The 25,061-nt window shown below is 48.9% G+C and carries 21 protein-coding genes; 8 read left to right on the top strand and 13 right to left on the bottom strand.

The features are described 5' to 3' along the window. Window positions 1–121: 121 nt before the first annotated feature. The 3 genes from P364_RS0106785 to P364_RS0106775 all read right to left on the bottom strand — a co-directional run bounded on the left by P364_RS0106785 (window position 122) and on the right by P364_RS0106775 (window position 2,923). Window positions 122–1,066: a YwqG family protein gene (locus P364_RS0106785; RefSeq protein WP_024629391.1), complete on the bottom strand. Its 945-nt coding sequence runs from the start codon at window positions 1,064–1,066 to the stop codon at window positions 122–124. Between the two features lie 151 nt (window positions 1,067–1,217). Beyond that, window positions 1,218–2,507, bottom strand: coding sequence for an ammonium transporter (locus tag P364_RS0106780; protein ID WP_024629390.1), 1,290 nt, complete (start codon window positions 2,505–2,507; stop codon window positions 1,218–1,220). A 2-nt stretch (window positions 2,508–2,509) separates the two neighbouring features. Next, complete coding sequence (locus tag P364_RS0106775) at window positions 2,510–2,923, bottom strand: hypothetical protein (RefSeq protein WP_024629389.1); 414 nt, start codon at window positions 2,921–2,923, stop codon at window positions 2,510–2,512. A gap of 281 nt (window positions 2,924–3,204) precedes the next feature. Here P364_RS0106775 and P364_RS0106770 point away from each other — a divergent pair, with 281 nt between their 5' ends. Next, complete coding sequence (locus tag P364_RS0106770) at window positions 3,205–3,705, top strand: DinB family protein (protein ID WP_024629388.1); 501 nt, start codon at window positions 3,205–3,207, stop codon at window positions 3,703–3,705. Between the two features lie 88 nt (window positions 3,706–3,793). On the opposite strand, the gene P364_RS0106765 is transcribed toward P364_RS0106770, so the two are convergent. Continuing rightward, complete coding sequence (locus P364_RS0106765) at window positions 3,794–4,297, bottom strand: GNAT family N-acetyltransferase (protein WP_024629387.1); 504 nt, start codon at window positions 4,295–4,297, stop codon at window positions 3,794–3,796. Window positions 4,298–4,397: 100 nt separating this feature from the next. Further along, a complete protein-coding gene (locus P364_RS0106760) occupies window positions 4,398–5,534 on the bottom strand; it encodes a M23 family metallopeptidase (protein WP_161634214.1) in 1,137 nt (378 codons plus the stop codon). Between the two features lie 238 nt (window positions 5,535–5,772). Here P364_RS0106760 and P364_RS0106755 point away from each other — a divergent pair, with 238 nt between their 5' ends. The 3 genes from P364_RS0106755 (at window position 5,773) to thrS (ending at window position 10,751) form a co-directional block, all read left to right on the top strand. Beyond that, window positions 5,773–6,540 (top strand): response regulator transcription factor, encoded by a 768-nt coding sequence (locus P364_RS0106755; protein ID WP_024629385.1) that lies wholly within the window; start codon window positions 5,773–5,775, stop codon window positions 6,538–6,540. Next, the gene (locus P364_RS0106750) at window positions 6,537–8,297 is read left to right on the top strand and encodes a sensor histidine kinase (protein ID WP_024629384.1); all 1,761 of its coding nucleotides are present in this window, start codon (window positions 6,537–6,539) and stop codon (window positions 8,295–8,297) included. Before P364_RS0106755 ends, P364_RS0106750 begins: the two co-directional genes overlap by 4 nt. A 477-nt stretch (window positions 8,298–8,774) precedes the next feature. Then, window positions 8,775–10,751: a threonine--tRNA ligase gene (gene thrS, locus P364_RS0106745; RefSeq protein ID WP_236642095.1), complete on the top strand. Its 1,977-nt coding sequence runs from the start codon at window positions 8,775–8,777 to the stop codon at window positions 10,749–10,751. Between the two features lie 121 nt (window positions 10,752–10,872). Here thrS and P364_RS0106740 read toward each other — a convergent pair whose 3' ends face one another. Further along, window positions 10,873–11,736, bottom strand: a complete 864-nt coding sequence (locus P364_RS0106740; RefSeq protein ID WP_024629382.1) for an SDR family oxidoreductase — start codon at window positions 11,734–11,736, stop codon at window positions 10,873–10,875. A 128-nt stretch (window positions 11,737–11,864) separates the two neighbouring features. Here P364_RS0106740 and P364_RS0106735 point away from each other — a divergent pair, with 128 nt between their 5' ends. Together P364_RS0106735 and P364_RS0106730 are read left to right on the top strand one after the other, a co-directional pair. Beyond that, the gene (locus P364_RS0106735) at window positions 11,865–12,428 is read left to right on the top strand and encodes a hypothetical protein (protein ID WP_024629381.1); all 564 of its coding nucleotides are present in this window, start codon (window positions 11,865–11,867) and stop codon (window positions 12,426–12,428) included. Between the two features lie 60 nt (window positions 12,429–12,488). Then, window positions 12,489–13,220 (top strand): MBL fold metallo-hydrolase, encoded by a 732-nt coding sequence (locus P364_RS0106730; RefSeq protein WP_024629380.1) that lies wholly within the window; start codon window positions 12,489–12,491, stop codon window positions 13,218–13,220. A gap of 114 nt (window positions 13,221–13,334) precedes the next feature. Here P364_RS0106730 and P364_RS0106725 read toward each other — a convergent pair whose 3' ends face one another. Next, window positions 13,335–14,543, bottom strand: a complete 1,209-nt coding sequence (locus tag P364_RS0106725; protein ID WP_024629379.1) for a PQQ-dependent sugar dehydrogenase — start codon at window positions 14,541–14,543, stop codon at window positions 13,335–13,337. Between the two features lie 502 nt (window positions 14,544–15,045). On the opposite strand from P364_RS0106725, the gene P364_RS0106720 reads away from it, so the two are divergent. Further along, window positions 15,046–16,134 carry a M24 family metallopeptidase gene (locus P364_RS0106720; protein WP_024629378.1) on the top strand — a complete coding sequence of 363 codons (1,089 nt, stop codon included), beginning with the start codon at window positions 15,046–15,048 and terminating at the stop codon, window positions 16,132–16,134. Between the two features lie 145 nt (window positions 16,135–16,279). Here P364_RS0106720 and P364_RS0106715 read toward each other — a convergent pair whose 3' ends face one another. Next, on the bottom strand, window positions 16,280–16,963 hold the full coding sequence (locus tag P364_RS0106715; protein WP_024629377.1) for a queuosine precursor transporter: 684 nt from the start codon (window positions 16,961–16,963) through the stop codon (window positions 16,280–16,282). Window positions 16,964–17,199: 236 nt separating this feature from the next. Further along, window positions 17,200–18,597, bottom strand: coding sequence for an L-cystine transporter (locus tag P364_RS0106710; protein WP_024629376.1), 1,398 nt, complete (start codon window positions 18,595–18,597; stop codon window positions 17,200–17,202). 333 nt (window positions 18,598–18,930) lie between these two features. On the opposite strand from P364_RS0106710, the gene P364_RS0106705 reads away from it, so the two are divergent. After that, a complete protein-coding gene (locus P364_RS0106705; RefSeq protein WP_024629375.1) occupies window positions 18,931–20,631 on the top strand; it encodes a methyl-accepting chemotaxis protein in 1,701 nt (566 codons plus the stop codon). Window positions 20,632–20,846: 215 nt separating this feature from the next. Here the strand turns inward: P364_RS0106705 and P364_RS0106700 are convergent, their stop codons facing one another. The 4 genes from P364_RS0106700 to cobT form a co-directional block, all read right to left on the bottom strand. Continuing rightward, entirely contained in the window at window positions 20,847–22,400 is a 1,554-nt protein-coding gene (locus P364_RS0106700; protein WP_052016534.1) for a cobyric acid synthase, read from the bottom strand. 72 nt (window positions 22,401–22,472) lie between these two features. Next, window positions 22,473–23,363, bottom strand: coding sequence for an adenosylcobinamide-GDP ribazoletransferase (cobS, locus tag P364_RS0106695; RefSeq protein WP_024629373.1), 891 nt, complete (start codon window positions 23,361–23,363; stop codon window positions 22,473–22,475). Continuing rightward, complete coding sequence (gene cobU, locus P364_RS0106690; RefSeq protein WP_024629372.1) at window positions 23,360–23,920, bottom strand: bifunctional adenosylcobinamide kinase/adenosylcobinamide-phosphate guanylyltransferase; 561 nt, start codon at window positions 23,918–23,920, stop codon at window positions 23,360–23,362. The genes cobS and cobU overlap by 4 nt, the downstream gene beginning before the upstream one ends. Next, window positions 23,917–25,047: a nicotinate-nucleotide--dimethylbenzimidazole phosphoribosyltransferase gene (cobT, locus tag P364_RS0106685; protein ID WP_024629371.1), complete on the bottom strand. Its 1,131-nt coding sequence runs from the start codon at window positions 25,045–25,047 to the stop codon at window positions 23,917–23,919. The genes cobU and cobT overlap by 4 nt, the downstream gene beginning before the upstream one ends. Window positions 25,048–25,061 lie beyond the last annotated feature (14 nt).

Below are 25,061 nucleotides of genomic sequence, written 5' to 3'. Positions count from 1 at the left end.
CCCCCTTCATATATAAACCAGCCATGTTTGAAAACTAACAATGACTAACAAAAAAGCCCCTCCTCCCTCTTATAGACGGCATTTGGGACTTTTTGTTGCTTCTATGATAACAAACATGAACTTAACTTGAATATAACGAACAATACGTTTGATCGAATCGTCCTGCAAGCAAGTCCTCCTTGCGAATGAAAAATTGCAACTCTCCACAGTCCCACCATTGAAATCCGATAGCGTCATGCGTATCAATTTTCAATAGAAGCAGTGTATCCGAAAGCTCTTGTTGTGTCCGTTCCTCATCTCCGCCATAATGAGCAGTCAGCTTCTTCTCACACGCCAGCTCATCATAATCATACTCTTCACCAAGTACGATCTGTAACAGCGCCTGATGCTCTGCATCCGGATGTTGACCGTCAGGATATCCAAACATGCCACCCCAGTTCTGTGTACTCGGATGATTCCAGCTGGACTCGAATTCAAGGTATCGGTCATATAGACCTTCCTCCCCTTCGACGGCTACTTTTCCACCAGATAGCGGGGCAGCGAGTGCATTCAGATCCAGGGAATCAATGTACGCATATGTAGGAAACTCAAGGTTAGGCAGCACCGTTACCGAGTGCGCTACAAAATCCTCCTGCTTCAGCGCAGTTTCGCCCGCAGGCTCTCGCCTTGTCAGGTTATGAGCGTCCGGCTCGTAAATTACACGATGCTCAATATGATAAGCAGGCTCATCCACTCCAATGAAAAAATATAACATGCCCCGTTCGGGCAAATTCCCGCGACCATCATTTGGCGTATATGGCGTCAAGTCCACAAGATTCAACTGGGCCAGGAAAGTCATAGGTACTCCATCCTGTGTCAAAGGCCATTTCATGTTCTCCGGCAGATCCGGATCTCCACCTACACGTGAATTTCCTGTTCTGCGATACTCATCCGTTGTCGATACATCAAGGCGAATTCCCCAACGACTTGAAGATAACAGCAGATCGGCAGCATTACCCAATCCATATTCCTCAAGTGTTTTCCGGGCTTTTCTGGTCAGACGTTCACATTGTTCTGGTTTAATCATACAGATCCTCCCCTTCTGACAATACATCTATGGTGAGACATATTCAGGTACACACCTGTATATTCTTCCGCTGCCTCTTCTTTCCCTGCTTCTAGCGAAAAAAGAGACTGACATTCGCTGTCAGCCTCTATCCTTACGATCCATCCCATCCCTAACGATTCCGATGCGGTAGATCATCCTGGAATGCACGAATATGCTCCTCGCTATCCAGAAACTCATGCGACTGGTGGGCAGCCATTACACCATGATAACTAATATCCAGGCCCAGATCTTCCTCTTCTTCCGTAGAACGGACAGGAACCATCTTGCCAATCAGCTTCAGACCGATCCAGGTCATGACAAATCCCCAGACGACCAAAGCCGTGAGGCCGAGCGCCTGAACACCCAGCAGCCTCCAGCCGCCTCCCATGAACAAGCCCCCATCCGTTGCAAATAAACCCACGGCAATCGTTCCCCACATCCCGGATACAGCATGAACAGGGAACGCACCCACCGGATCATCAATCTGCCTGCGGTCCAGCCAATTCGTTGCAGCCATCATGAGCAATCCGGATACCGCCCCGATGAATATCGCAGCCACATCACCGACAAAGGCACACCCCGCCGTAATACCAACTAAACCGGCCAGCGAGCCATTAATGACGGATGGTGCATCCGAACGATTGAAACGAAACAAGGTGTAGAGCAGTGTAACTGCGCCGCCCGAAGCAGCAGACAACATCGTAACAATGGCAATGTGACCGATCCTTACATCAGTCGCGCTGAGCGTACTTCCTGCATTGAAGCCAAACCAGCCGAACCATAGCAGAAATGCGCCTACAGAGGCCAGCGGCAGATTGCTCGGAAGCGCAATGGCACTCACGCCAAGCGGCGTGTATTTTCCTTTACGCGGCCCAATAATAATCGCTGCGGCCAGTGCAGAGAACCCGCCCAACGCGTGAATGACCGCAGAACCGGCAAAATCCTGCATGCCCAGCTTGCTGAGCCAACCGCCGCCCCATGCCCAGTGACCACCAATTGGATAAATAATTGCCGTCATCAGTATGATGTACAGCAGGTAGGCGCGAAAGTTAATCCGCTCAGCCACAGCACCCGATACGATGGAAATGACGGCAATGGTAAACGCGGCCTGGAACAGCCAAAATGTTTCCAGTGATACGGGTACGTCTAGATGAGACAAATCTCCATTGAGGAAAAATCCGGTTATGCCTACCAAACCACCAGCATCAGAACCATACATTAAACCAAATCCGATCGCATAGAAAAGCAATGTTCCGATTGTAATGTCGGCGAAAACCTTCATAATAATATTCACGCTATTTTTATAACGTACAAAGCCAGCTTCCAGCAGGGCAAACCCGCCCTCCATCAACAAAATCATGGCTGCACTCAGTACGACCCAGACCGTATCAATCCCGGAGCTTAACGTCTCCAAAGTCATGCTTATACATCCTCCGTTTCCCTAAGCTGTCTAATCTCCCGGATCGTTTCGGGCGTAAGCTCGATTTCGTCCCGTTCAATGCTGTCCGGATGCTTGATTCGTTCGGCAATGCGGTCCAGTTCTCGTATCCGCCGCCGAATCTGCTCCATTTTGCGAAAACGTTCCTTCACCTGGACCATATATTCCACCGCCTGGTGATGGGATGCGGGTCGCCCTGCGAACCATTTGCGTACTGTCGACAAAGATTGATAAGCGACTTCTTCCGCACGTTTTTTTTGCTCGAATTGTTCAATTTTATGTTTGAGCGTTTCAATCTCATTTTCTTTTTTGACCTTGAGCTGTTGGATAAGGTACAATAAATCGGACGATGATATTTGCAATGCTGTATGTTGATACACCTCGTCAATTACTAACATACCATGTCAGGACTCCTTACATATCAAGTTACTTGTTATCGATTATAGAGTCCAGCAGCACTTAGCGTCAATCCTTTTTTGGCGATGGTATGATTTGAAATAGCTCATTTATAAGAAATAGTTTTGTTCTCACCTGTACAACTTCAACTAACAAGGAAAATGTAATCCATCTTCGCATTCACCCTTCATATCCTCTATGATATATATCAAGCACCCACATGCTGGGCCTACACATAAACAAGCTAACATCATAGAACTCATATAAAGGAGAGGATTGCACGATGTTCACTCGTAATAACGACATTCGTAGCCAAATCTGGGAAGCGATCTCTGGACTTAATGAAGAACAATTGAACCTTAGACCCACACCTGAACGCTGGAGTATGATGCAAGTGCTCCGTCACCTAAATCTGATGGAACGTATAATTGTTAAGCAAGCTCGTGCGGCGCTAGAGAAGGAACAGACCGTTTCTGTGGACAAAAAACCATATGAGCTAACACTGGATCGCAGCCACTCTGTCAACGCTCCGTCTCATCTCCAGCCTCCTGCGGAACCGGAAGCTCTGACGAATGTTCGCCACGACCTGGAAGCCTCGCATCAGGCGCTGATGCACGTTGCACAGGATCATGATGCTGAACTGCTACGGAGCAAGTCCTTTCCTCACCCGGTTTTCGGTGAGATGGATCTGGCTCAGTGGATCGATTTTGCAAGCTATCATGAAGAGCGTCATCTGGCACAGATTCAGGATATTAAGCAAAGGCTTGGCGTGTCCCACACCTAAAACCTCAGTTATATATTCCATGTAAGCAAAAATAACCTCCAATCCACGCGCTGTGGATCTGGAGGTTTTCATTTACTTTGAAATACGCTTATATTTTTTTGCCCAAGATCGCCAAATCCCGGTTGATGCCATCCAGCACAGCCACTTCGGGGTAATACCCCCACTGTTCAAAGCCATGCTTGCGCAATAACCCCAGACTCGGTTCATTATGCCCAAAGACAAAGCCCAAAATCGTCTTGATTCCAAGCGCAGGACAAGCTTCAAAAATCGTGTTCAGCAAGCGTCCTCCTGCCCCAATGCCCCGACACTGCTGATCTACATATACGCTGACTTCCACCGTCCCATTGTAAGCAGGGCGTCCGTAAAATGAACTCAGGCTGGCCCAGGCCACAACCTGTCCGTTATGCCTCATCACCCAGAGTGGACGATGATCCGAAGAATGCTCCTCAAACCACGGAACTCGCTGCTCTACAGTCACTGGCTCCAAATCCGCCGTCACCATCCGGCTCTCAATCGTGGAATTATAGATCTCCACAATCCTTGGCAAGTCTTCGCGACGCGCATACTCAATCTGCACACTATCCAGTTCCATGTCTACTCCTCCATCATCCTGATCAATTCTATCTCATGACGGTATTATAACGGAGGAAGGAAGCTGGCGTCATCCCCCAAACATCCGGTCAGCCCCGCAATTACTCAGGCAATCCCTGGAAGGTCTTTCCCCGGGTTAACTGCTGGCTCTGATCCGCCCAACGAATGTTAACGGAACGGGAAGTGAACAGATCCGGGCCGTCCGACACCTGGAAGTGCAGGTGAGCCTCGCTGGAGTTCCCCGAGTTGCCCAGCGCTCCGATGAGGTCTCCCTGCTTGACTTTATCCCCTTTTTTGACCGCTACACTGCCTTCCTTGATATGACCGGTGATGCTATATTCTCCATTTCCATGGTCAATGACCACGTTGTTACCTGCCGGTTCTTCCGGGTTCATAACGCCTGGCGTATTGTCTGGAATATCGTTCTTGATGTCAACTACGGTTCCGTCCGCAGCTGCATAGAGCGGTTCACCAAAAGCGTAATAACTTGCATTCACCTGCGCATCCCCGTTATAGCTGAAACCTTCTTTGGTTCGCACGATATCAAGCGCGTAGCGCTGTGTTTCATGCTCATAATGATAGTTAGACATCACATCATTGCCTCCCCAGAACACATACCATTCCCCCTTCATAGGGAACTGAAATTCGGTTTTAGTGAACTTTTCATCCGTGTCCTCATGGGTTACCAGCGGCTGGATCAACAGCCCCTCAATCTGATTGGCTTCGCTAAAATAGGCTTGAATCCCTTTTGTTCCGGTTTGATCCTTCCAGGCAAGCTCAGTCAACTTGTTCATTTTGAGATGGACCACTTGATTCAGTGAGGTTACCCCCTCCAGAAATTGATCAGCAGATGTTTTGAATTGTTCAAGGGTTATCGCTTGCTTCAATTCCGGACTCATTTGACTGTAAATGTCATCCTTGGAACCGTTCATTAACGTATCAATGAAATTGTCAGGTGTAATGATGGCGCTCACCTCTGTACCTGAATTCTCTTCCAGACGACTGCTCTCACTCGCTTCATTTGTATTCGTCGTTTCTTCCTTTGACTGTCTGGCCTGTTCCGACGTAATCGAGTTACTGTTACCGCAAGCAGACAATATCACGCAGGCACCAAGGGTTATGGCAATCACCCTCCAACCCTTTCTACTCTGTAATTTCTCAGGTGCCGCATATGTGGATTCCAGCTGACTTCTCCCGTAATTCGAGCGCTGCTCCTGTACCTTAGTTCTCTCATTCAACCTGTTCATTCTCCACCTCATTCTCAACATCCCTTCTGGTGCTCGTTATACTTTCCAGTTAAGTGTACAGAATGAATCTTATCCTTCGTCTAACCCATCCTTACATGTAGCTAAACTATGGCGTCCTCTATGGCATCATAATTAAGATTCCGTTAAGATAGCTCTCACACTACATTGCCCTTCTGGATGGTATGATTAGCAATAAACAATAGGAAGTCCTGGGAGGTCATTTCACATCATGGATCACGTCTCCATACTGCTAGTTGATGATGAACAAACCATTTTACATATGCTCAAAACCGTTCTGCTTAAAGAGCGATTTGTAGACATTGATACCGTCGCGACTGGGGAAGAAGCGATTACCGCCTGCCAAAATAAAACCTATCATTGCATCGTGCTGGATATCATGCTGCCTGGCAAAAGCGGACTGGAAATCTGTCCATTTCTGCGGCAATTGACCGATGCACCGATTCTTTTTCTCACTGCCAAAACAACGGATTATGACAAGTTAACCGGATTCGCCGTTGGCGGCGATGATTATGTCGTTAAACCATTTAATCCACTTGAAGTGGTAGCTCGGATCAAATCGCTGCTGAAACGGTATTTGCCTACCAAACTGGCGACCTCTACAGCTGCTGCTTCACCCTTCCCTGACGCAAATACGTCATCTTCTACCGTACAGGATGGGATATATGATTTTGGTCGCTTTCAAGTATTTGAACAAGCCGGTGAACTTCAGGTTGAAGGACAGGCCGTAACTTGTCCGGCACTTGTCTATCAGCTGCTGCTCTTTTTCTGCAAGCATCCCAATCGTATATTCACCAAATCGGAATTGTATGAGCGCGTCTGGGGCTCGGAAGCCATCAGCGACGACAATACCGTTATGGTTCATATTCACCGGATTCGTGAGCGGATTGAAGCCGATCCCTCTAACCCTGCGTTTCTCGTCAATGTTCGGGGTCTGGGGTACAAACTCATACAGCCTAACCCTGTGTCACGCCCATGAGCATTCGTCGCAGATTAATGACGCGGTTTATCGGTATGCTTGCTGGTGCAGTAGTTATTATCATCCTGTTGGGTTCCGCCGCCACCTATTGGGTCATTCACAAGATGAATGAAGTAAGCCTGGTGGATGACTTCGCTACCAGCGGTCTTGACCAGTTGATCAATACCGCAGAGATTATGCCCGATGGGACGGTCCGCTATGATCCCAAGCTGCTGAAGCAGGTCGAGAAAAATCAGGGGTGGCTGCAGGTTCTGGATGATAAAGGTCATGTCATTGATGATTTCAATACACCGGACGACGTTCCAAAGCAATATAAGCCCGGAGAGTTGATCGCATACTGGGGGGCCGAAAAGGCGTTCCCCTATCAGATCGCCATGTTGATTCGGGAGAAAAACGGTGAGTATTTCACCTTGTTGTACGGCGAACGCAATCTGGCCAAATCCTTGCTCGATCAAGCCCGTGAGGATAGTCATTACGCCAATGGAGAGCTTATGCTTCAATCCAAACAAGAGGAAGCCATTCGTTCCAAAGGTGCCTTTCTGCAAATTTTGGACGCCTACGGACAGGAGCTGGCCTCTTACAACAAACCAGCCATAGGTGTTCCCAGTAAATACAGCATTCAGGAACTGGTTCTGCGTATTCGTTATCCCAATCGATATGGCATGTCGACCGCAACCTTTTACGATGAACAAAATGGCACAACCTGGATGCTCAACATACCGGTCGATACCACTGCTTCAGGGGATGAAAATCCCTATAACTTCATTTTGACCCCTGCACTCGTCGTGCTGCTCCTATCCGTTGTCATTTTACTCATCCTGCTGGCCCTTTGGTACGCCAATCGTTTCGGTTCCCCCATGCTGCATATGCTCCAATGGCTCCAGCGGCTGGAGCAGGGACATTATGAGGAACCCAAAGGCATCGGTGGCACCCCTCGCAGCCAGCGACGAAATGGCAAATGGAAACGGAAATACCACGTGTATGCTGAAGTGCTTCGCTCCATGCAGGCATTATCCACCACACTGAAACAAGATGAAGAGCTGCGTAAACAGACCGAGTCTCTGCGTGAGGAATGGATCGCCGGAATAACGCATGACCTCAAGACGCCTCTGTCCTCCATCCAGGGATACGCCCATATGCTTGAAGCACAGAAGTATAGCTGGTCCCCGGAAGAAGTGCGAGAATTCGCGGGTATTATGCTGGACAAATCCATGTATATGGACCGACTTGTGAATGACCTTGCCATGACGTACCGATTGCGCAGCGGTGGATACCAGCCACCTGTGGACGAAACTGACGTGAATACGTTACTGCATGATCTCGTCCAGCGTGCAGAACGCAATCCGGTCTATGGCAAAGGGAGAATTTTGTTCCGGCCTGCCAAAGCTCCGGTCTATGGCCATGTGCATATTCCATCTTTTGAGCGCATTGTGGATAATCTGACCGCTAATGCCCTTCTCCATAATCCAGCGGAGTCGACCCTGACCGTTAGTGTACATCCAGGTGAACAGACAGGCGAATTCAGTGTTCATTTTGCCGATAATGGGCAAGGAATGGACTCGGAAACGGTCTGGAGGCTGTTCGAACGATACTATCGCGGCACTGATACTGGCACATCCGATGTCGGATCAGGGCTTGGTATGGCGGTTACGAAAGGGTTAATCGAAGCGATGAAGGGCCGTATCGAGGTTCAATCAACTTCTGGTGTGGGTACTGTCATTCGGTTAATATGGGATGGACAATCAGAACAGGGGTAAAAAAACATTGCGCTTGACCTTTTCATTTTCAGTCTATATAATCGACACTCAATAACACCTGTTCCAATATATTGATATGGACTTGGACGATATTAAGATCAATTCAATTGATATCGATTATGCATATTTGGCGATGACCAGAGACAAGATTCCGTTTGCGTGCTGCCCAGAGAGAGAAGGGATTGGTGAAACCTTCTTCAGCGAACGGACCGGAATTACCCCTCTGCAGCCGTGACCTCGAACCTCAGTTTTGCGGACTTTTTCATGAGTTCCGGACAAAGCTGTCAGTAGAGTTCACCGCCTGATCCCCGATAACGGATTCCAATGAGGGTTATGATGTTCTTGCTTGCGGCGGCTGGTCGTGTTCAGGAGCATTCATAACCAAATTAGGGTGGAACCACGAGCTGAGCGCACTCGTCCCTTTTCCGGGACGGGTGTTTTTTGCGCTTCAAATTTGAATATTGGAGAGTGGTTCACATGAGTAATCCGAATAAAAACAGCCAATCCAGCAATCCATCGAATGATCAACAGCAACCCGGGCATCCGATTGAAATTCGCCTGCAAGGCGGAGCTGTACGTTCTTACGAAGCCGGTATCACTGTAGGAGAGGTCGCCTCATCCATCAGCACAAGTCTGGGCAAACAAGCCATCGGCGGTATTGTAGATGGTAAGAATGTCGATCTCGATTGGGTGCTTGAGCAAGATTGCGAACTCGTCATCGTTACACTGGACAGTGAGGAAGGTCTGTATCGTTATCGACACAGCACAGCTCATGTACTCGCACAGGCTCTCAAACGCATTTACGGTGCGGAACAAGTGAAGCTGGGCATCGGGCCTGTCATTGAAGATGGATTTTATTACGATGTCGATCTGGAGCATGCTTTATCTATCAGTGATCTGGCTGGCATCGAGCGGGAAATGAACAAAATCATTCAGGAAAACGAAAAGATCAGCCGCCGAGTGGTTAATCGTGAGGAAGCGCTCCGCATCTTTGGAGAGATTCAGGACCCGTATAAGCTTGAACTTATTCAGGATTTACCAGAGGATGCCGAGCTTTCGATTTATGACCAAGGAGAGTTTTTCGATCTCTGCCGGGGCCCTCATCTTCCGTCCACTGGTCGAATCAAAGCATTCAAGCTGCTGAATGTGGCTGGTGCGTACTGGCGGGGCAACTCGGATAATAAAATGCTGCAACGCATCTACGGTACTGCTTTCCCAAGCAAGGCCCAATTGGATGAACATCTGCACATGCTGGAAGAAGCGAAGAAACGGGATCACCGCAAACTGGGCAAAGAGCTTGAACTGTTCATGTTCTCTGAAGAAGCACCCGGCATGCCCTTCTATCTGCCCAAAGGCATGACTGTCCGCACAGAACTGGAGCAATTCTCCCGTGAGTTGCAGCTACAGGAAGGTTATCAGGAAGTGCGTACTCCACTTATGATGAACAATCGTCTGTGGGAGCAATCGGGTCACTGGGAGCATTACAAGGACAACATGTATTTCTCCGAGGTGGATGATGACACTTTTGCACTGAAACCGATGAACTGTCCGGGACATATGCTGATTTTTAAAAATACACTTCATTCCTATCGTGAGCTGCCAATTCGCATGATGGAGTTCGGTCAGGTTCATCGCCATGAATTCTCAGGCGCTCTGAACGGCATGATGCGTGTTCGGACTTTCTGTCAGGATGATGCGCATCTCTATGTCATGCCAGAACAGATTGAAGAAGAGATCAACCAAGCGATCTCATTGATCGGACGCATGTACGACATCTTTGGATTCGAATATAAGATTGAACTGTCCACTCGCCCGGACGATTCCATGGGATCGGAAGAGCTGTGGGATCAAGCAGAAAGAGCATTGCAAAATGTACTTGATCGGCGCGGTGTGAAATACCGCATTAACGAGGGTGACGGTGCCTTTTACGGTCCGAAAATTGACTTCCACATTCTCGATGCGCTGAAGCGCAGCTGGCAATGCGGAACAATCCAGCTTGATTTTCAAATGCCCGAGAAGTTCGATCTCACTTATATTGGCGAGGATAGCCTGAAACACCGTCCTGTCGTGATCCACCGTGCCATCTATGGTTCCATCGATCGCTTCATCGGTATTCTGACTGAACATTACGCCGGTGCGTTTCCACTTTGGCTCGCGCCCGTGCAAGTGAAGCTGCTGCCTGTGTCGGATCATTACGCCGACTATGCGCTTCAAGTTCAGAGCCAGCTGCGGGCTGCCGGCATTCGGGTAGAAACAGATCTACGCAGTGAGAAACTCGGCTACAAAATCCGTGAAGCGCAGATGGAAAAAGTGCCTTACTCGCTCGTACTCGGGGAAAATGAGAAAAATGCCTCATCCGCCTCTGTCCGTGCATACGGTCAAGGCGATCAAGGCATTCAGCGCATTGAAACATTTATTGAGATGATTCAGCAGGCTGTGAAGGCAAAAGCCTGAGCGGCTCAAACAGGAGTTGGCTGAAACATAACGTTAGAGGCAGACCGTTAATATGGATAACGGCTGCCTCTAATTCTGTTTCCATAAGAAAGTCGCCGCTTCTGCTTCGAATGATCAGCAATTACAATTTTTCTTCAGGTCTGAGTCCGACTTGCTCTTCGCTCCATGTCCAGAAGCGCTCAGCTGTTGCGTTATCCAGCGCATGAGCTTTCAATTCCTGATCCTTTTGTTGATAGAAATAACGTCCGGTTATCCCGGCAACTTCAGGACTTGTGGCGAGATAAATCGCTGTCTGCGCCCCTTCATCAGGAGAGAGGAAAAACGGTAACTTGCCTACCATAGCCATAATACGTGTGCCAAAACCGGTATTACGATCTACGCCAATACTTGTACCAACCGCTCCGGGATGAAGACAGTTCACCGTGATGCGGGTATCCGCCAATTTGCGGGCCAGAACACGGGTGAATAACACGTTAGCCAGCTTGGATTGCGCATAACTTTTGATTGGATTATAGCCTTTATGCAGATGGGGATCTTCGAAATGAATTTTGCCAGCTTTGTACGCACCAGACGAAACATTCACAATCCGCCCCTGCTCCGCAGCCTTCAACGGCTCAATCAGGAGTAAGGTAAGCAAAAAATGTCCAAGATGGTTAATGCCGATGCCTTGCTCAAAACCGTTCGAGGTCTCCTGGCGCTTCAACATGACGACACCCGCATTATTAACGAGAACGTCAAGTGTATCATAACGCTCCCGAAATGATTGGGCAAAATGACAGATGCTTTCCAGTGACCCCAGGTCACACAGCATCAGTTCAATCGCAGTAGAGCCGGACTGACGCAGTGCCTCCTCCAGAGCCTGCTGTCCGCGCTTCTCGCTGCGGCAAGCCATAATTACGTGATACCCTTGCCTTGCAAGTTCAATAGTAGTTGCCAAACCCATGCCTGAATTGGCTCCCGTTACAATCGCTGTCTTTGTGGACATCAGGTATTTCCCTTCTGAACCGAAGTTCTTCGTATTTTGGGACCATTGTCTTCTAGTTTCTAAAGCACTCCTGACGTCAATATGAGATAATCGAAAGATCACATATTGGTCTTATAGGGAGGATACGCATGCTAACCAAAGAAGACTTCAAGAAACTGAAAAAAGAAGCGAAACATGACATTGCACTAATCGAACAGGAGGTTCAACATCTCCAGCAAAAGCCAGACTCAACACTGCACGAAAAGGATAAACTGGGGGACGATGAAGAGATTGGTGAGCTTATCCGAAAACGGCAAGAGCGCAAATATAGTTCATGGACAATTGAATTATGCACGATTATTGAAAACCTGCTGAATCAACTATACCAGCAAACGCATCAAAAAAAATTTAATTCGATCCAGCTGATGAAAACTCCCGCATACCGTTCTTTATCCAATATCGAGATCCTTCAGGCTGAATTGAAAAATCAACACATTTCCCCGAAATCGGGAATGGAGAACATTGAAGAAGAAATCACCAACGTGTTTCAACTCCGAAATAAACTTATTCACTCCAACTTTTCTTATGCTTCCATCGTCAGAGAGAATCACGATGCGAAACAAGAGTTTGAATCCATCCTGGATACGGTGAAGCAATATAGAAAACACTTGAAATATAATCAGCCAGAGATTGGACCCATCCATGATAAATGATAAATACACAATGATCCTACTCTATAAAGGAGGTGCTCCGGATTCGATCCGGGAACCAATATGAAAAAGCCATCCTTGGATATAACGGTTCTACATCTTCACATTGTCACACCTGCGGGGAAGAACCTGATCTACCCTGTCATGCTGCGCGATGAAGATGGCATTACACTTGTGGATACAGGCATGATTGGCCAATTCGATGAACTTCAGTCCGCGTTGGACCATGAAGGCGTTCAACTGTCCGATATCAAGCGCATTATTTTAACACATTCCGATATAGATCATATTGGTAACCTTGGTGCCCTAGTGAATGCTGTTCCGGATGTGGAAATCTGGGCGCATAGCGATGAAATTCCGTATATCACGGGCAAAGAGCCCATGATCAAGTTCACACCAGAACGCAAAGCGTTGCTGCCTGAACCTGTAGCGGAGTTGGCGGAACAATTGATCTCCCAACGGACTGAGTTCAAAATATCCAAAGTGTTAGAGGACGGCGACATGCTGCCTCTACAAGGTGGCATCCAGGTCATTCATACACCGGGGCACACCCCAGGACATATCTGCCTGTACTTCCGGGAGCAACAATTCCTGCTCGCTGCCGATGAATTACGTGTGGTCGATGATGAATTGGTGGGGCCTTCTCCACCCGCAACACCGGACATGCCTGAAGCACTGCGCAGTTTAAAAAGGCTGCTTGGCCTGAAGCTGGAGAAAGTGCTTTGTTACCATGGTGGAGAGTACACCACTGAACCCAGTCGACACATTGCCGAACTTGCGGAAAGCGCGGACTAATCGGAACCTGCAACCTAAACCTAAGACTATGTTTACTTCAATAATAAGCGAAGGGGGCTGTCCCATATGTCATGAATATGGCGGGACAGCCCCTCTTTCATTTCACATTACATGTTACAGATTTGGCGTCAGAACGATCAATTGGTCATCTCCATCACGTGGAGAACCCCGGCCATCCCTGTTGTTGGTCAGCACATATAACTTTCCGTCTTCCCCCGTAGTTACATTGCGAATACGTCCCCACTCGCCTTCAAAAATCGGTTCCACCTGTGTCACTTGTGTGCCATCTTCAGATAGCATAATTTTGAGTAATTGCTCACCCCGCAGATTGGCAGCAAGCAAAGACCCAGCCCATGGCCCTTCTTCTATAAAAGCTAAACCTGACGGGGCCCAAGTCTCATTACCACTGTGTGCAAGTGGAGCCTGATAAGCGTCGTTATCATTCTCATCGCCCTCCACTTTTGGCCAGCCATAATTCTCACCGGCTTCAATCCGATTAATCTCATCATAATTACGCTGCCCATGCTCCGTAGCATACAGATATCCTTTATTCGGGTTCCAGGCCAGCCCCTGTGCATTCCGATGACCCATGCTGTACACAGGTGAATTAGGCCATGGGTTATCTTCTGGGATCGATCCGTCGAGACCAATCCGCAATATTTTGCCACCCAAGCTATCTTCGTTCTGGGCCAGCTCCGGTTCATACCGCTCACCCGTTGTGATATAGAGCAGTTCATCGGGACCAATCTTGATCCGACCCCCATTGTGATTCACCCCGCCAGGAATGTCACCAAGCAGCTCCTTGTCTATGGTTGCCCTTCCACCACTCACCTTCAAGCGCAATACCCGATTGGCAATGTCATCGCCTTCAAGATAGGAATGATATGCATACAGATAGCCATTATCATCAAAGTCTGGATCAGCAGCAAGTCCAAGCAAGCCGCCTTCCCCCTCTTCATGAAATGGAGCAGCCAATTCAATCAAAGGTTCAGATGCCAGCTCTCCGCTCTCGATGACCCGAATGGTACCCGGTCGCTCTGTTACAAACATCCGTCCATCAGGCACGCTCACCAACTCCCAGGGTACATTGAGTCCGTCGACCAGCACGGAAGCCTCGTAAGGAATAACGGCATTTTCCTCCGTTTTTTCCTCACCGCCACTCGCACCGTTATTGCCTTGACTCGCTGTCGTCTGCTCCTGCCCTGTACCTTGACCCTGAGACGTCTGCTGTGATCCTGTCGTCGGGTTACCGGAAGCACAGGCTGTTAATAAGGCGATACTGAGTAACGAAGCATATAACGGAACGTTTAGTCGATTATTCATGATTACATCTCCCTTCTAATGTCGTTGTTATATCGTGTAATCCTAGTTTCAAGGACCGTCCATTTCCAACGTAAGTAAACGAGTAAATAAATCTAAGTAAGCAAATTAGCAAATCAACGCGGTTTCGCCCTGTATTACCCTCCCCACCTGCCCCTCAAACGGGTAGTTAAAGCTAATTTCCGGTCATCATTCCTGCCTCCATTTGGATTTCCCCGACATTCTTCTATAATAGAAAGAAGATATATAAATTGAACTAAACATTTACACGAGAACGGAGAGGACAGAAATAACCTGAGGAAGCGCAGCTAAAAGCTTTCTGAAAGAAAGCTGCATCGGAAGCATACGCTTCGCCTTTATCCCCGGATTTTACCCTTTGACAAAGACAATCCAAAAAATCTGGGGATAACAGCGAACGGAAGGTTGTTCTGTCATCGGAGTGGCAAGTGTAAATATTCTTTAGTTCATTTATATAGAACGAACTGAAAGGTGGACGTATACACTCATGAATCAAACTCCTTTATCCCGGCTGGAAGCTGGTTTGTCTACGCAAGGATTGGACGCTATGCTGATCACAGATCCAAAACATATTTACTATTTAACCGGTTTTGCGAGCAATCCGCATGAACGTTTCCTCGGGCTTGTTCTCGCACGCGGCGAAGATCCGCTGTTGATCGTGCCCGCACTCGACGAGGAAGCCGCAGAAGCCGCTTCTTCGGTATCCAACATTGCCACACATTCAGACACGGACAATCCTTACGCTTTGTTTGAGCGTTATCAGGGACGTCTGGGCCGCGTGGGACTCGAAAAAGAATACGTGACGGTCGCACGTTACGAACAGTTGACCGCCGCGCTGGGCGCAGCCAACTTTGAAGATGTCGGCCCTCTACTTCGCACCTTGCGTGTGAAAAAAACACCGGATGAAGTGGCACGTATTCGCCACGCCATTCATCTGATCGAAGAGACGCTTCGCCAGGGTCTGTCCCACGTTCGTACAGGCGTAACCGAAATTGAACTGGTTGCCGAGATGGAATATCAGATGAAGAAGCTGGGTGCAGACGGTCCTTCCTTTGATACCATGGTTCTTACTGGACCCAAAACAGGCTTGCCGCACGGCACGCCGGGGGATCGCAAGCTCCAACACGGGGATCTGTTGATGTTTGATATGGGTGTCTACGCTGGCGGGTATGCATCGGATATTACGCGCACATTTGCCTTTGGTGACATTTCACCTGAACTCCAAACCATCTATAATACCGTGCTCGCAGCAAATGAAGCTGCCATTCGTGCTGTGAAGCCAGGCGTCACCTGTGCGGATATTGACCGTGCGGCGCGTCAGGTTACGGAAGAAGCCGGATATGGCGAGCGCTTCCTGCACAGAGTCGGACATGGAATGGGTATTGACGTGCATGAGTATCCTTCACTGCATGGTCAGAACATGGACATTCTGGAGGAAGGTACGGTATTTACGATCGAACCGGGCATTTATACCGCAGCAGGCGGTGTGCGTATCGAGGATGATGTACTCGTGACCGAAAATGGCGTCGAAGTGCTGACAACCTATCCGAAAGAGCTGCAAATTCTGACGGACTAATCCTTATCGGGATCATATCACTTTCGTTTTCATTTTATAGAAAATAGGTACTGTAACGAAAAGTCCCGCGAAAACCATGAATTCATGGCTTTGCGGGACTTTTGTGTTTCGATTCAGTATTCTGCGGACGAACTTAACGACGAGTCTAAGCTTCATCCTTGAATTTAAAGCTTCGTGCAGCATATAGAAACGGCGTTCCTACTGCGGTCAATACAAATTTGATCACATACGTCGTCAGGAAAATCTCAAGCCAGACATCCCATGAATAGATGAATGCAAATGCGATTGTACAAAATACCAGCGTATCCACAAACGAACTGATAATGGAGCTTCCGTTGGTGCGTATCCACAACTGATTGCGCCCTGGTGCCACCTTACGCAGCCAAGTGTACAGTCGTACGTCCAGAAACTGACTGATGAAATAGGCTGAGAGACTTCCGAGTGCAAGACGTGGCAGCATACCAAACAGAGTTTTCATCGACTCCTGTGCAAAGTCCGTAGACGCCGGCTCAAAGAATAATACCATCTGCATCAGCACTGTCGTCATGATCAATGTGAAGAACCCGAACCATACGGCTTTACGCGCCTCACCTGGTCCATACTTCTCATTGAGCAGATCGCTGGTCAGATACATACTGACATACATTGTATTGCCCAGTGTCAGAACGATACCCATAATATCTATCGTTTTGGTCACCTGTATGTTGGCAATGACTGTTGCCACACCGATCCAGGCATAAAGACCCTTTTTACCGAACAAGCGGTAACACAAAAGGAAAAATCCATAAGTAACGAGAACGAATACCGCTCCCCACCCTAAGTTAAACATAAATACATACACTGCCTTCCTAGTTTTGATTACGCGGGATGGTTACGAACCGCGGTTTGGCTCCGGGCCAAAACATGAATACTCTATCACATTTCCCAACAGTTGAACAGCACTAAATAACTCCAGCATACTCTCGAATGTAAAAAACCGCCCTCCGGGTTAACCCGGAGGGCGGCTGATCAGGCTTGGGTACTTATACATCCAGCTGCCAGAGGTGAAAAGTAAGTCTGGATCAATTACACCTGAACGGCGGAATCCAGATCACGGCTTTGATCATTAAATGTATCCTGATCGTTTTCTTTCAAAATTTTGCTGGATACAAGACCTGCGGTCATCGAATCGTTCACGTTCAGCGCTGTACGACCCATGTCGATCAGCGGCTCAACCGAGATCAGCAATCCTGCCAAAGCTACCGGCAGGTTCATCGTGGACAACACGATCAGGGAAGCGAAGGTGGCCCCGCCGCCTACACCGGCTACGCCGAATGAACTGATTACGACTACCAGGATCAGCGTAATGATGAAATCCCAGCTCATCGGGTCGATCCCGACCGTAGGAGCAATCATGACCGCCAGCATGGCCGGATAGATCCCGGCGCAGCCGTTTTGACCAATAGTAGCCCCGAAGCTTGCCGACAGGTTCGCAATCCCGTCCGATACGCCCAGTCTCTTCGTTTGTGTCTCCACGTTAAGCGGAATCGCAGCCGCACTTGAACGGGATGTGAAGGCAAAGATCAGCGTTGGCAGAACCTTTTTCACATACGTAATTGGATTGAAGCCGAACAGTGAGATAATAATCAGGTGGATGATGAACATCACGATCAACGCCACGTAGGAAGCAATGACGAATTTGATCAGCTTCAGTATCTCATCCGGGTTCGTTGTGGCGGTTACCTTCGTAATCAGCGCCAGAATCCCGTATGGCGTCAGCCTGAGCACTAGCGTTACGATTCGCATAACCACCGCATATACCGCATTGACCATGCCGCGGAACGTTTCGGCCTGCTGTGGTTTTTTGCGATCCAGTCCGAGTACGGCCACACCGATAAAGGCTGAGAAAATAACAACAGCCAGCGTGGATGTACGACGTTCTCCGGTCATATCCGCGAACGGATTCGACGGAATGAACTCCAGTACTTGCTGTGGAATCGTCTGATCCTTCACATCAACGAGACGTTCCTCCATCTTCTGCCCCTGAGCAAGCTCTCTGTCTCCACCCTCAATCTCAATGGACTTCAGGTTGAAGCTCAAGCTCGTTACAATACTCACGCTTGCGGCAATCGCTGTCGTGATGAGCAGGATGGCGATAATCGAAAGGCTCATTTTACCGAGATTCTGCTTGCCTTTCAGATTCATGATAGCCGAAATGATGGAAACCATAATTAATGGAATCACGACCATTTGTAACAAACGAACATATCCTGAACCGGCCAGATTAAACCAATCGACCGACTTGGTAATGATGTCAGAATCAGACGTGTAGAGCAGTTGCAGAATGACTCCGTAGACGACCCCGATGCCCAGACCCGCAAATACACGCTTCGTAAAGGAGATATGTTTCTTCTGCATCCAGAACAGGACACCTAGAAGAGCGAGCATAACCACTACGTTCAAAATGATTAAAAAGGTATTCATTTGTATAAATCCTCCTCAGTGTGAGTAACCGGATTCCCGGTTTTCTACTCGCTCAAAAGCGATATTCAACAATATATCACATAACAAACTATTCTGGTAGGTATTAATTGATATTATGTAATATGTATGTAATCAATTCATCTATTTCTGAAAAAAAACCACCGAATCACGAAAGTTGTTGTATTCAACCTCAGGTTAATTTTGTAATATAGGTATATCCGCTTATTCCCAAGTTTTCTCAACGTGAAAATTAGGCCTTTTTTCGTTGGTAATTAGTCTTATGATAACGGAAAAGCGACAATGTTAATGAACATGACGTGAAAGGATGATTATATGTTTCGAAATCGCACCGTTGCTGGTAAAATCAGAGGCACGTTGTTCCTCGTACTGCTGGTTGCTTCCCTGTTGTTCAGTATTAGTTTCTATGCTGTCTCTATGAATATTATGCAAAGCTACGTGCTTCCACAGTTCGACAAGGTCCTGAACACGTCGATTCAGGATATATACAAGAACACATCGGCTTCTAAAATTTTACAGGTTCAAAGTGGCGGCGCAGGTTCCGATGGTGCAGCACTGACCGTTGAATCCTACTTGGCTGATAAAGCAAAAGAGCATAGTCTGGACGCGGCCTACGTCGTGGCTATACAGGATGGCAAAGCTACCGTTGTGATCGCGAACACCTCCTCAGGCATGAAAGCCGGAGATGAGATTAAAGCAGAAGCAGCAATGAATGCGGCCATTGAGAAAAAAGAAATGGAAATCAGCAACGTTTATGTCGATTCCTTCGGTGTACATAAAGGGGCCTTTATTCCGATCGCAGGAAGTAACATGATCATGGGCGTAAGTATGGATGCCCAGTTCATTCAGGACAAAATTGCCCAGATCTTCTGGTTATGCCTCGGAATTACCGCCCTGGTCTTCCTGCTTGGCTGGCTTATCTCCACAAGCATGATCAAGCGAGTAACCAAACCGATCATTCAACTTGTTCAGCATAGCAAGCAGATATCAGAAGGTGATCTGACTGCCGAACTCCAGATTAAAGGCAAGGATGAAATTGCACAACTTGCTCTAAGCTTCCAGACGATGACCCATAATTTGAAAGAAATGATCAGCCGCGCACTCACGACCTCCAATGAAGTTGTGGAAGGCTCCAATGATTTGCTCAAACGGGTAGAATCCATGTCCGGAATGGTGAAAGACTCCAGCCGTTCTGCGGAAAGCGCCGAAAAAGGCAGCGTAAGCATCGCTTCCAGCGCAGCTGAAAATGCAAGAGCCATGGAAGAAATCACGCAAGGCATTATGCATATTGCCTCTTCCTCTGCCGAAGTATCCGAGCAGATCGGAGATGCTGCAAATGAAGCTGTTAACGGTAACCGACTGGCACAGGATGCCGTTCTGCAAATGGAACGTGTTGGCCAGACTGCGAGTGAGTCACTGCGCTATGTCGAAACGATGAATGAACGCTCGATCGCCATAAGTACCATTGTTGAATCCATTTTTGAGATCACCAGACAGATTAACATGCTGTCCCTCAACGCTTCCATTGAAGCAGCACGTGCAGGGGAGCATGGACGCGGATTCGCCGTCGTTGCCGGAGAAGTACGTAAGCTGGCTGAACAATCCAAGACAGCTACAGAGGAAATTTCTGATTACCTGGGTACCATCCGTGAAGACGCCGAACGTTCGGTTGATGCCATGAACCGTGTAACCCAAGAGATTGGATCAGGTACTCACGTGGTTCAACAGGCAGGCTCCGCGTTCCAGCAGCTTAACGAATTAATTCAGAACGTCAATCTGACGATTCAGACGGTATCGGCCTCTACCCAGCAAGTATCCGCTGGAGCTGAAGAAGTCAGTGCTTCCGTGGAAGAAACGGCTCAGATTACGTCCAAGTCTCGTCAAAGCATGCAGCAGATTGCAGCTACAGCAGATCTTCAACTGAATGAGATGGATTCCCATTCGAACACCGTACGTCATTTGCATGAGCAAGCGGTAGAACTGCAGTCCGCCATGAAAAACTTCAAAATAAACTAACCGGAATACCTTTAACCCATTATTCCCCTATTCGAATCACATTTTACTACAGCTATACAAATACCCCCATGCTCAGCAGCGTTCAGGTTTCAGAGAACGATTGCCACACATGGGGGTATTTTTTTGACTATAACAGACGATTCAATGCAGACGCTTAACTCCAATGGGTAACTCTTCGCCAAGTAATTAAACTTGGGCTACGTTTGTTAAGACTTTTACACGGGTGCCTGCACGCCCATAATCTCGTACACCCGCTGCATATCCAGTGAAGACCGTAACGACTCGGCAACACGGTCAAACTCCATTTCCTTGCGTTCACGTGCGCTGTACGTCTCCAGCAGCGGAGCGAGTCCTTTGCCTTCGCGAAGACCATTGAGCCACGAACGCCGGAATTGATCACTTTCAAATAAACCATGCAGGTACGTTCCCCACACCTTACCATCCACAGTGCCCCAGCCTTCATTGAAGGGTTGGCCCCCTGAATGGCCGATTTCGAACAAGGCCATTACACGTTCAGGCTCAAGACACTCGGTAACGCCCATATGAATCTCGTATCCATTGATGGGCAATGAGCTTGCTGCTTCGCTGTCCTTGGGCAAACGAATTGGATGAAAACTATGTACATGCCCCGAGGCTCTTACCGTTTGTTTGTTCTGTAGAAATGTTGTCGACAGGGGCAGCCATCCCAAACCATTGGCTTCCTGAATCTGATTCACTTCCACATCAAACGGATCTTTGAGATGCTGACCGAGCATTTGATATCCACCACATATCCCGATAAGTTGAACATGTTCACGCTCCGTCTGGCTGGAGATCGCTTGCTCCAACCCTGAGGCACGCAGAAATGCCAGATCTCCAATCGTATCCTTTGTACCCGGAAGCAGAATGGCATCGGGTTGCCCCAAATCATCGGGAGAAGTCACGTATCGCACATTCACATCCGGTTCCCTAGAAAGGGCATCAAAGTCTGTAAAGTTGGAAATACGCGGATAACGAATTACTGCAAGGTCCAGGTCCAGGTCCAGCTCCTGCTCACCGGATTTGCCGTGTCGCATGGAGTCAAGCACCACAGAATCTTCCGCTTCAATCTGAATATCACTTATGTAAGGCAACACGCCCAATACAGGAATGCCTGTCCGTTCCTCAAGCCAGTCCAATCCGGGCTGCAGCAAGGACAGATCTCCGCGAAACTTGTTGATGATGAATCCTTTTACACGCTGAGCCTCATGCGGCTCAAGCAGCTCCATCGTACCTACAATGGAAGCAAAGACCCCGCCACGATCAATATCCGAGATCAGAATAACCGGAGCATCCGCCCAGCCCGCCAGATTCATATTAACGATATCCCGATCCTTCAAATTAATCTCCGCAGGACTGCCCGCGCCTTCCATCAGCACGATATTGTACGTCGCGCGTAGCCGATTCAGCGCATCCATGACCGTCGCCTTGGCTTCAGGTAGAAAATGCTGCCGGTAATCCCAAGCACTCATCTGCGCAAGAGGTACACCGTGTACGACAATCTGGGAATGCATATCCCGAACCGGCTTTATCAGGATCGGATTCATGTCTGTCGTCGCTTCAATGCCGCACGCCTCAGCCTGCGCCCCCTGGGCTCTTCCGATTTCCTTGCCGTCTTCCGTGACGTAGGAATTCAGCGCCATATTCTGTGATTTGAACGGGGCTGGCCTGAATCCGTCCTGCTTGAATATTCGGCATAGCGCCGTCGTAATTACGCTTTTCCCCACATCCGATGCCGTCCCTTGCAGCATTAATACTGCCGCCGTTTGTTCGGACGTTTGTACAGACGTATCTTCCACGTTCCCTCACCTCAGTTCTCAGCGTTATATCAAAAAGAATCCCTGTAACAGACTAAGTACCGTTAGCAGTGCGGCCTCCAGCAACTCATTCATAGCCCCGTACGTGTCCCCTGTAAGTCCGCCCAGCCGTTCACTGATACGCCCGGCAACGAATTTGCCAATCACATAGCCAGCCAGTGGCACCGCAAGGATCGCTGCAACGGGATATAGCCACCATGGTAATGTCCCCAATCCATTCTCTGTCGCAAGCACCTGGAACATGGCTGTATCCGGCTGGAAGATCCATACCGCTGCCAACGTGATCACACCTGCCAGAATGGTAAGTCCTACCGCAGAGCTGCGTGCACGCTGGACTTCCCTCCGCTCTCCCAGCCCCTTGAACAGGACAGCAAGCCCATCGTCCTTCCGGGCATTCGGCCAGGCCGCCATGGCATACACCATGAACCAGCGGCTCCAGATCATCGGCAGGATGAGCAAAGCTCCATAGGCCCAATTCCCACGCGCGATAAAATCAGCAATCAAAGCTGCTTTCATCATTAACAGAAGCACACAGGCGATCACGCCCATGGCCCCTACCCGACTGTCTTTCATAATTTCCAGCATTCGTTCACGGGTGCGATAACTGAGCAGACCATCTGCCGTATCCATCCACCCATCCAGATGAAGACCTCCGGTTAGCCATACCCATAGCGTCAAAGTTAATACCGCCGCCGGAAAAGATGGAAGCAGCGCACCTGTCAGGGCTCCGCCTAACCAGACGCACAATCCAATGACCGCACCAACCAGCGGGTAATACACTACACTCTCCCGCAATAATGGCGGGACGAAATCAATCTGCAATTTCACCGGGAATCGGGACAGAAATTGAAAAGCGGCCGCAGCCGCATGTTTTTGTTCCAAATCGTCTTTACTCATAAACGGTACTCCTTGCTTTTCAGCTCAATCGGAATGCCCACAGTCACCAGAAACACTTCACGGCAAATCGCGGCAATCCGTTGATTGAGAATGCCCGCCAAATCCCGATATCTTCTGCCCAGCGCATACTCTGGTACAATGCCATCGCCCACTTCGTTGGTAACAAGCACGAGCAGACCAGGATACAACTGAATGGCAGCTACCAGCTCGTCCATATGATCATGCAATACCTGCACAGGCTCATGTTCATGCGCTAACAGCACATTGGTCAACCAAAGTGTCAGACAATCCACCAGAATGGTCGGTGCAGAGTTCCCCGTATGAGACTCTCCCATTCGTGTAATTAATTCAGGCAATTCCAACGGTTCCTCCACCGTATGCCACAGATATCCTGCTTCATCCCGCTGATTCTGATGCAGACGTATACGCTCGCGCATCTCGTCATCATAAGCCTGAGCCGTAGCCACATACCAGGCCTCGGAGGAACGCTGCATACAGAGACGCTCTGCAAACGAGCTTTTGCCACTCCGAGCCCCGCCCGTCACGAGTACACTCATGGGGATTCCTCTCCTGGAACGGATGAATCAGCAGAAGCGGATGAAGCGTCATTAGGTTGAGTCTCCGTCGTGCCATCCGACACACCAGCACTTGCAAATGTCGCCATCTCGCTGAGAATACGGCATGAGGCATCAATCAGATGAAGACTGAGCACGCCTCCGGTGCCTTCACCCAGACGCATGTCCAGATCCAGCATCGGTTTCAGGCCAAGCTCACGCAGCAACGCTGCATGTCCACTTTCATGCGATGTGTGGGAAGCAATCATGTATTCTGTACTGACCGGAGCAAGCTGCCTTGCAATCAGCGCCGCAGCGGTGGAGATAAATCCATCCACGACAACGGGGCATCCGTTTGCAGCAGCAGCGAGAATCACACCTGTCAGTCCGGCAATCTCCATTCCGCCCACTTTGCACAGCACATCGAGTGCATCGTCTGCATTCGGAGCATTCACGCTAAGAGCCTGGCTGACCACTGCGGCTTTACGCTGCAAACCGGCATCATCCACGCCTGTTCCCCGACCCACTGCTGAAGCAGGAGCTGTTCCCGTTATTGCACACATCACTGCCGCACTAGCGGTTGTATTGCCGATGCCCATCTCTCCGGTGACAAATAACTGCGTCCCCTTCGCCACCTCGTTCGAGACCACTTCGGCCCCTGCAAGAATAGCCTGAATCGCTTCGTCCCGGGTCATTGCAGCACCCTTTGCCATGTTGGCTGTGCCTTTGCGGACCTTGCGGGAAATCAGGTTTGGATGTTCCAGATCGGCATTCACCCCAATATCCACACAGATTACATCAGCTCCAGCGTGGCGCGCAAGGACATTGACAGCCGCTCCCCCCGCCAGGAAATTCAGGACCATCTGTGGAGTCACCTCAGCAGGAAAAGCACTAATCCCTTCTTCAACAACCCCATGATCCGCAGCCATAACGATGACAGCTCTGCGATCAAAGCAAGGACGAGCCTTGCCCGTGATTCCCGCAAGACGAATAACCAGCTGTTCCAGCTTACCCAGACTGCCGGGTGGCTTCGTCAATGCATCCACATGTGCGGAGGCTTCCGCCGCCACTTCTTCATTAGGACCCACGATCCGACCTAGTAACTGTTCCAACACCTGTTCATTATTCATACAGCTAGCACTTC

This window comes from Paenibacillus sp. MAEPY2, assembly GCF_000499205.1.
In the GTDB taxonomy this organism is placed as follows: domain Bacteria; phylum Bacillota; class Bacilli; order Paenibacillales; family Paenibacillaceae; genus Paenibacillus; species Paenibacillus vandeheii.
Note: the sequence above shows the minus strand (reverse complement) of the source record. Positions and strands in the feature narration are given on the sequence as shown.

What these genes read in the sequence shown, in the direction of transcription:
- P364_RS0106785 (WP_024629391.1), bottom strand. Translation starts at nt 1,066, where the DNA reads ATGATTAAACCAGAACAATGTGAACGTCTGACCAGAAAAGCCCGGAAA.
- P364_RS0106780 (WP_024629390.1), bottom strand. Translation starts at nt 2,507, where the DNA reads ATGACTTTGGAGACGTTAAGCTCCGGGATTGATACGGTCTGGGTCGTA.
- P364_RS0106775 (WP_024629389.1), bottom strand. Translation starts at nt 2,923, where the DNA reads ATGTTAGTAATTGACGAGGTGTATCAACATACAGCATTGCAAATATCA.
- P364_RS0106770 (WP_024629388.1), top strand. Translation starts at nt 3,205, where the DNA reads ATGTTCACTCGTAATAACGACATTCGTAGCCAAATCTGGGAAGCGATC.
- P364_RS0106765 (WP_024629387.1), bottom strand. Translation starts at nt 4,297, where the DNA reads ATGGAACTGGATAGTGTGCAGATTGAGTATGCGCGTCGCGAAGACTTG.
- P364_RS0106755 (WP_024629385.1), top strand. Translation starts at nt 5,773, where the DNA reads ATGGATCACGTCTCCATACTGCTAGTTGATGATGAACAAACCATTTTA.
- P364_RS0106750 (WP_024629384.1), top strand. Translation starts at nt 6,537, where the DNA reads ATGAGCATTCGTCGCAGATTAATGACGCGGTTTATCGGTATGCTTGCT.
- thrS (WP_236642095.1), top strand. Translation starts at nt 8,775, where the DNA reads ATGAGTAATCCGAATAAAAACAGCCAATCCAGCAATCCATCGAATGAT.
- P364_RS0106740 (WP_024629382.1), bottom strand. Translation starts at nt 11,736, where the DNA reads ATGTCCACAAAGACAGCGATTGTAACGGGAGCCAATTCAGGCATGGGT.
- P364_RS0106735 (WP_024629381.1), top strand. Translation starts at nt 11,865, where the DNA reads ATGCTAACCAAAGAAGACTTCAAGAAACTGAAAAAAGAAGCGAAACAT.
- P364_RS0106730 (WP_024629380.1), top strand. Translation starts at nt 12,489, where the DNA reads ATGAAAAAGCCATCCTTGGATATAACGGTTCTACATCTTCACATTGTC.
- P364_RS0106725 (WP_024629379.1), bottom strand. Translation starts at nt 14,543, where the DNA reads ATGAATAATCGACTAAACGTTCCGTTATATGCTTCGTTACTCAGTATC.
- P364_RS0106720 (WP_024629378.1), top strand. Translation starts at nt 15,046, where the DNA reads ATGAATCAAACTCCTTTATCCCGGCTGGAAGCTGGTTTGTCTACGCAA.
- P364_RS0106715 (WP_024629377.1), bottom strand. Translation starts at nt 16,963, where the DNA reads ATGTTTAACTTAGGGTGGGGAGCGGTATTCGTTCTCGTTACTTATGGA.
- P364_RS0106710 (WP_024629376.1), bottom strand. Translation starts at nt 18,597, where the DNA reads ATGAATACCTTTTTAATCATTTTGAACGTAGTGGTTATGCTCGCTCTT.
- P364_RS0106705 (WP_024629375.1), top strand. Translation starts at nt 18,931, where the DNA reads ATGTTTCGAAATCGCACCGTTGCTGGTAAAATCAGAGGCACGTTGTTC.
- P364_RS0106700 (WP_052016534.1), bottom strand. Translation starts at nt 22,400, where the DNA reads ATGCTGCAAGGGACGGCATCGGATGTGGGGAAAAGCGTAATTACGACG.
- cobS (WP_024629373.1), bottom strand. Translation starts at nt 23,363, where the DNA reads ATGAGTAAAGACGATTTGGAACAAAAACATGCGGCTGCGGCCGCTTTT.
- cobU (WP_024629372.1), bottom strand. Translation starts at nt 23,920, where the DNA reads ATGAGTGTACTCGTGACGGGCGGGGCTCGGAGTGGCAAAAGCTCGTTT.
- cobT (WP_024629371.1), bottom strand. Translation starts at nt 25,047, where the DNA reads ATGAATAATGAACAGGTGTTGGAACAGTTACTAGGTCGGATCGTGGGT.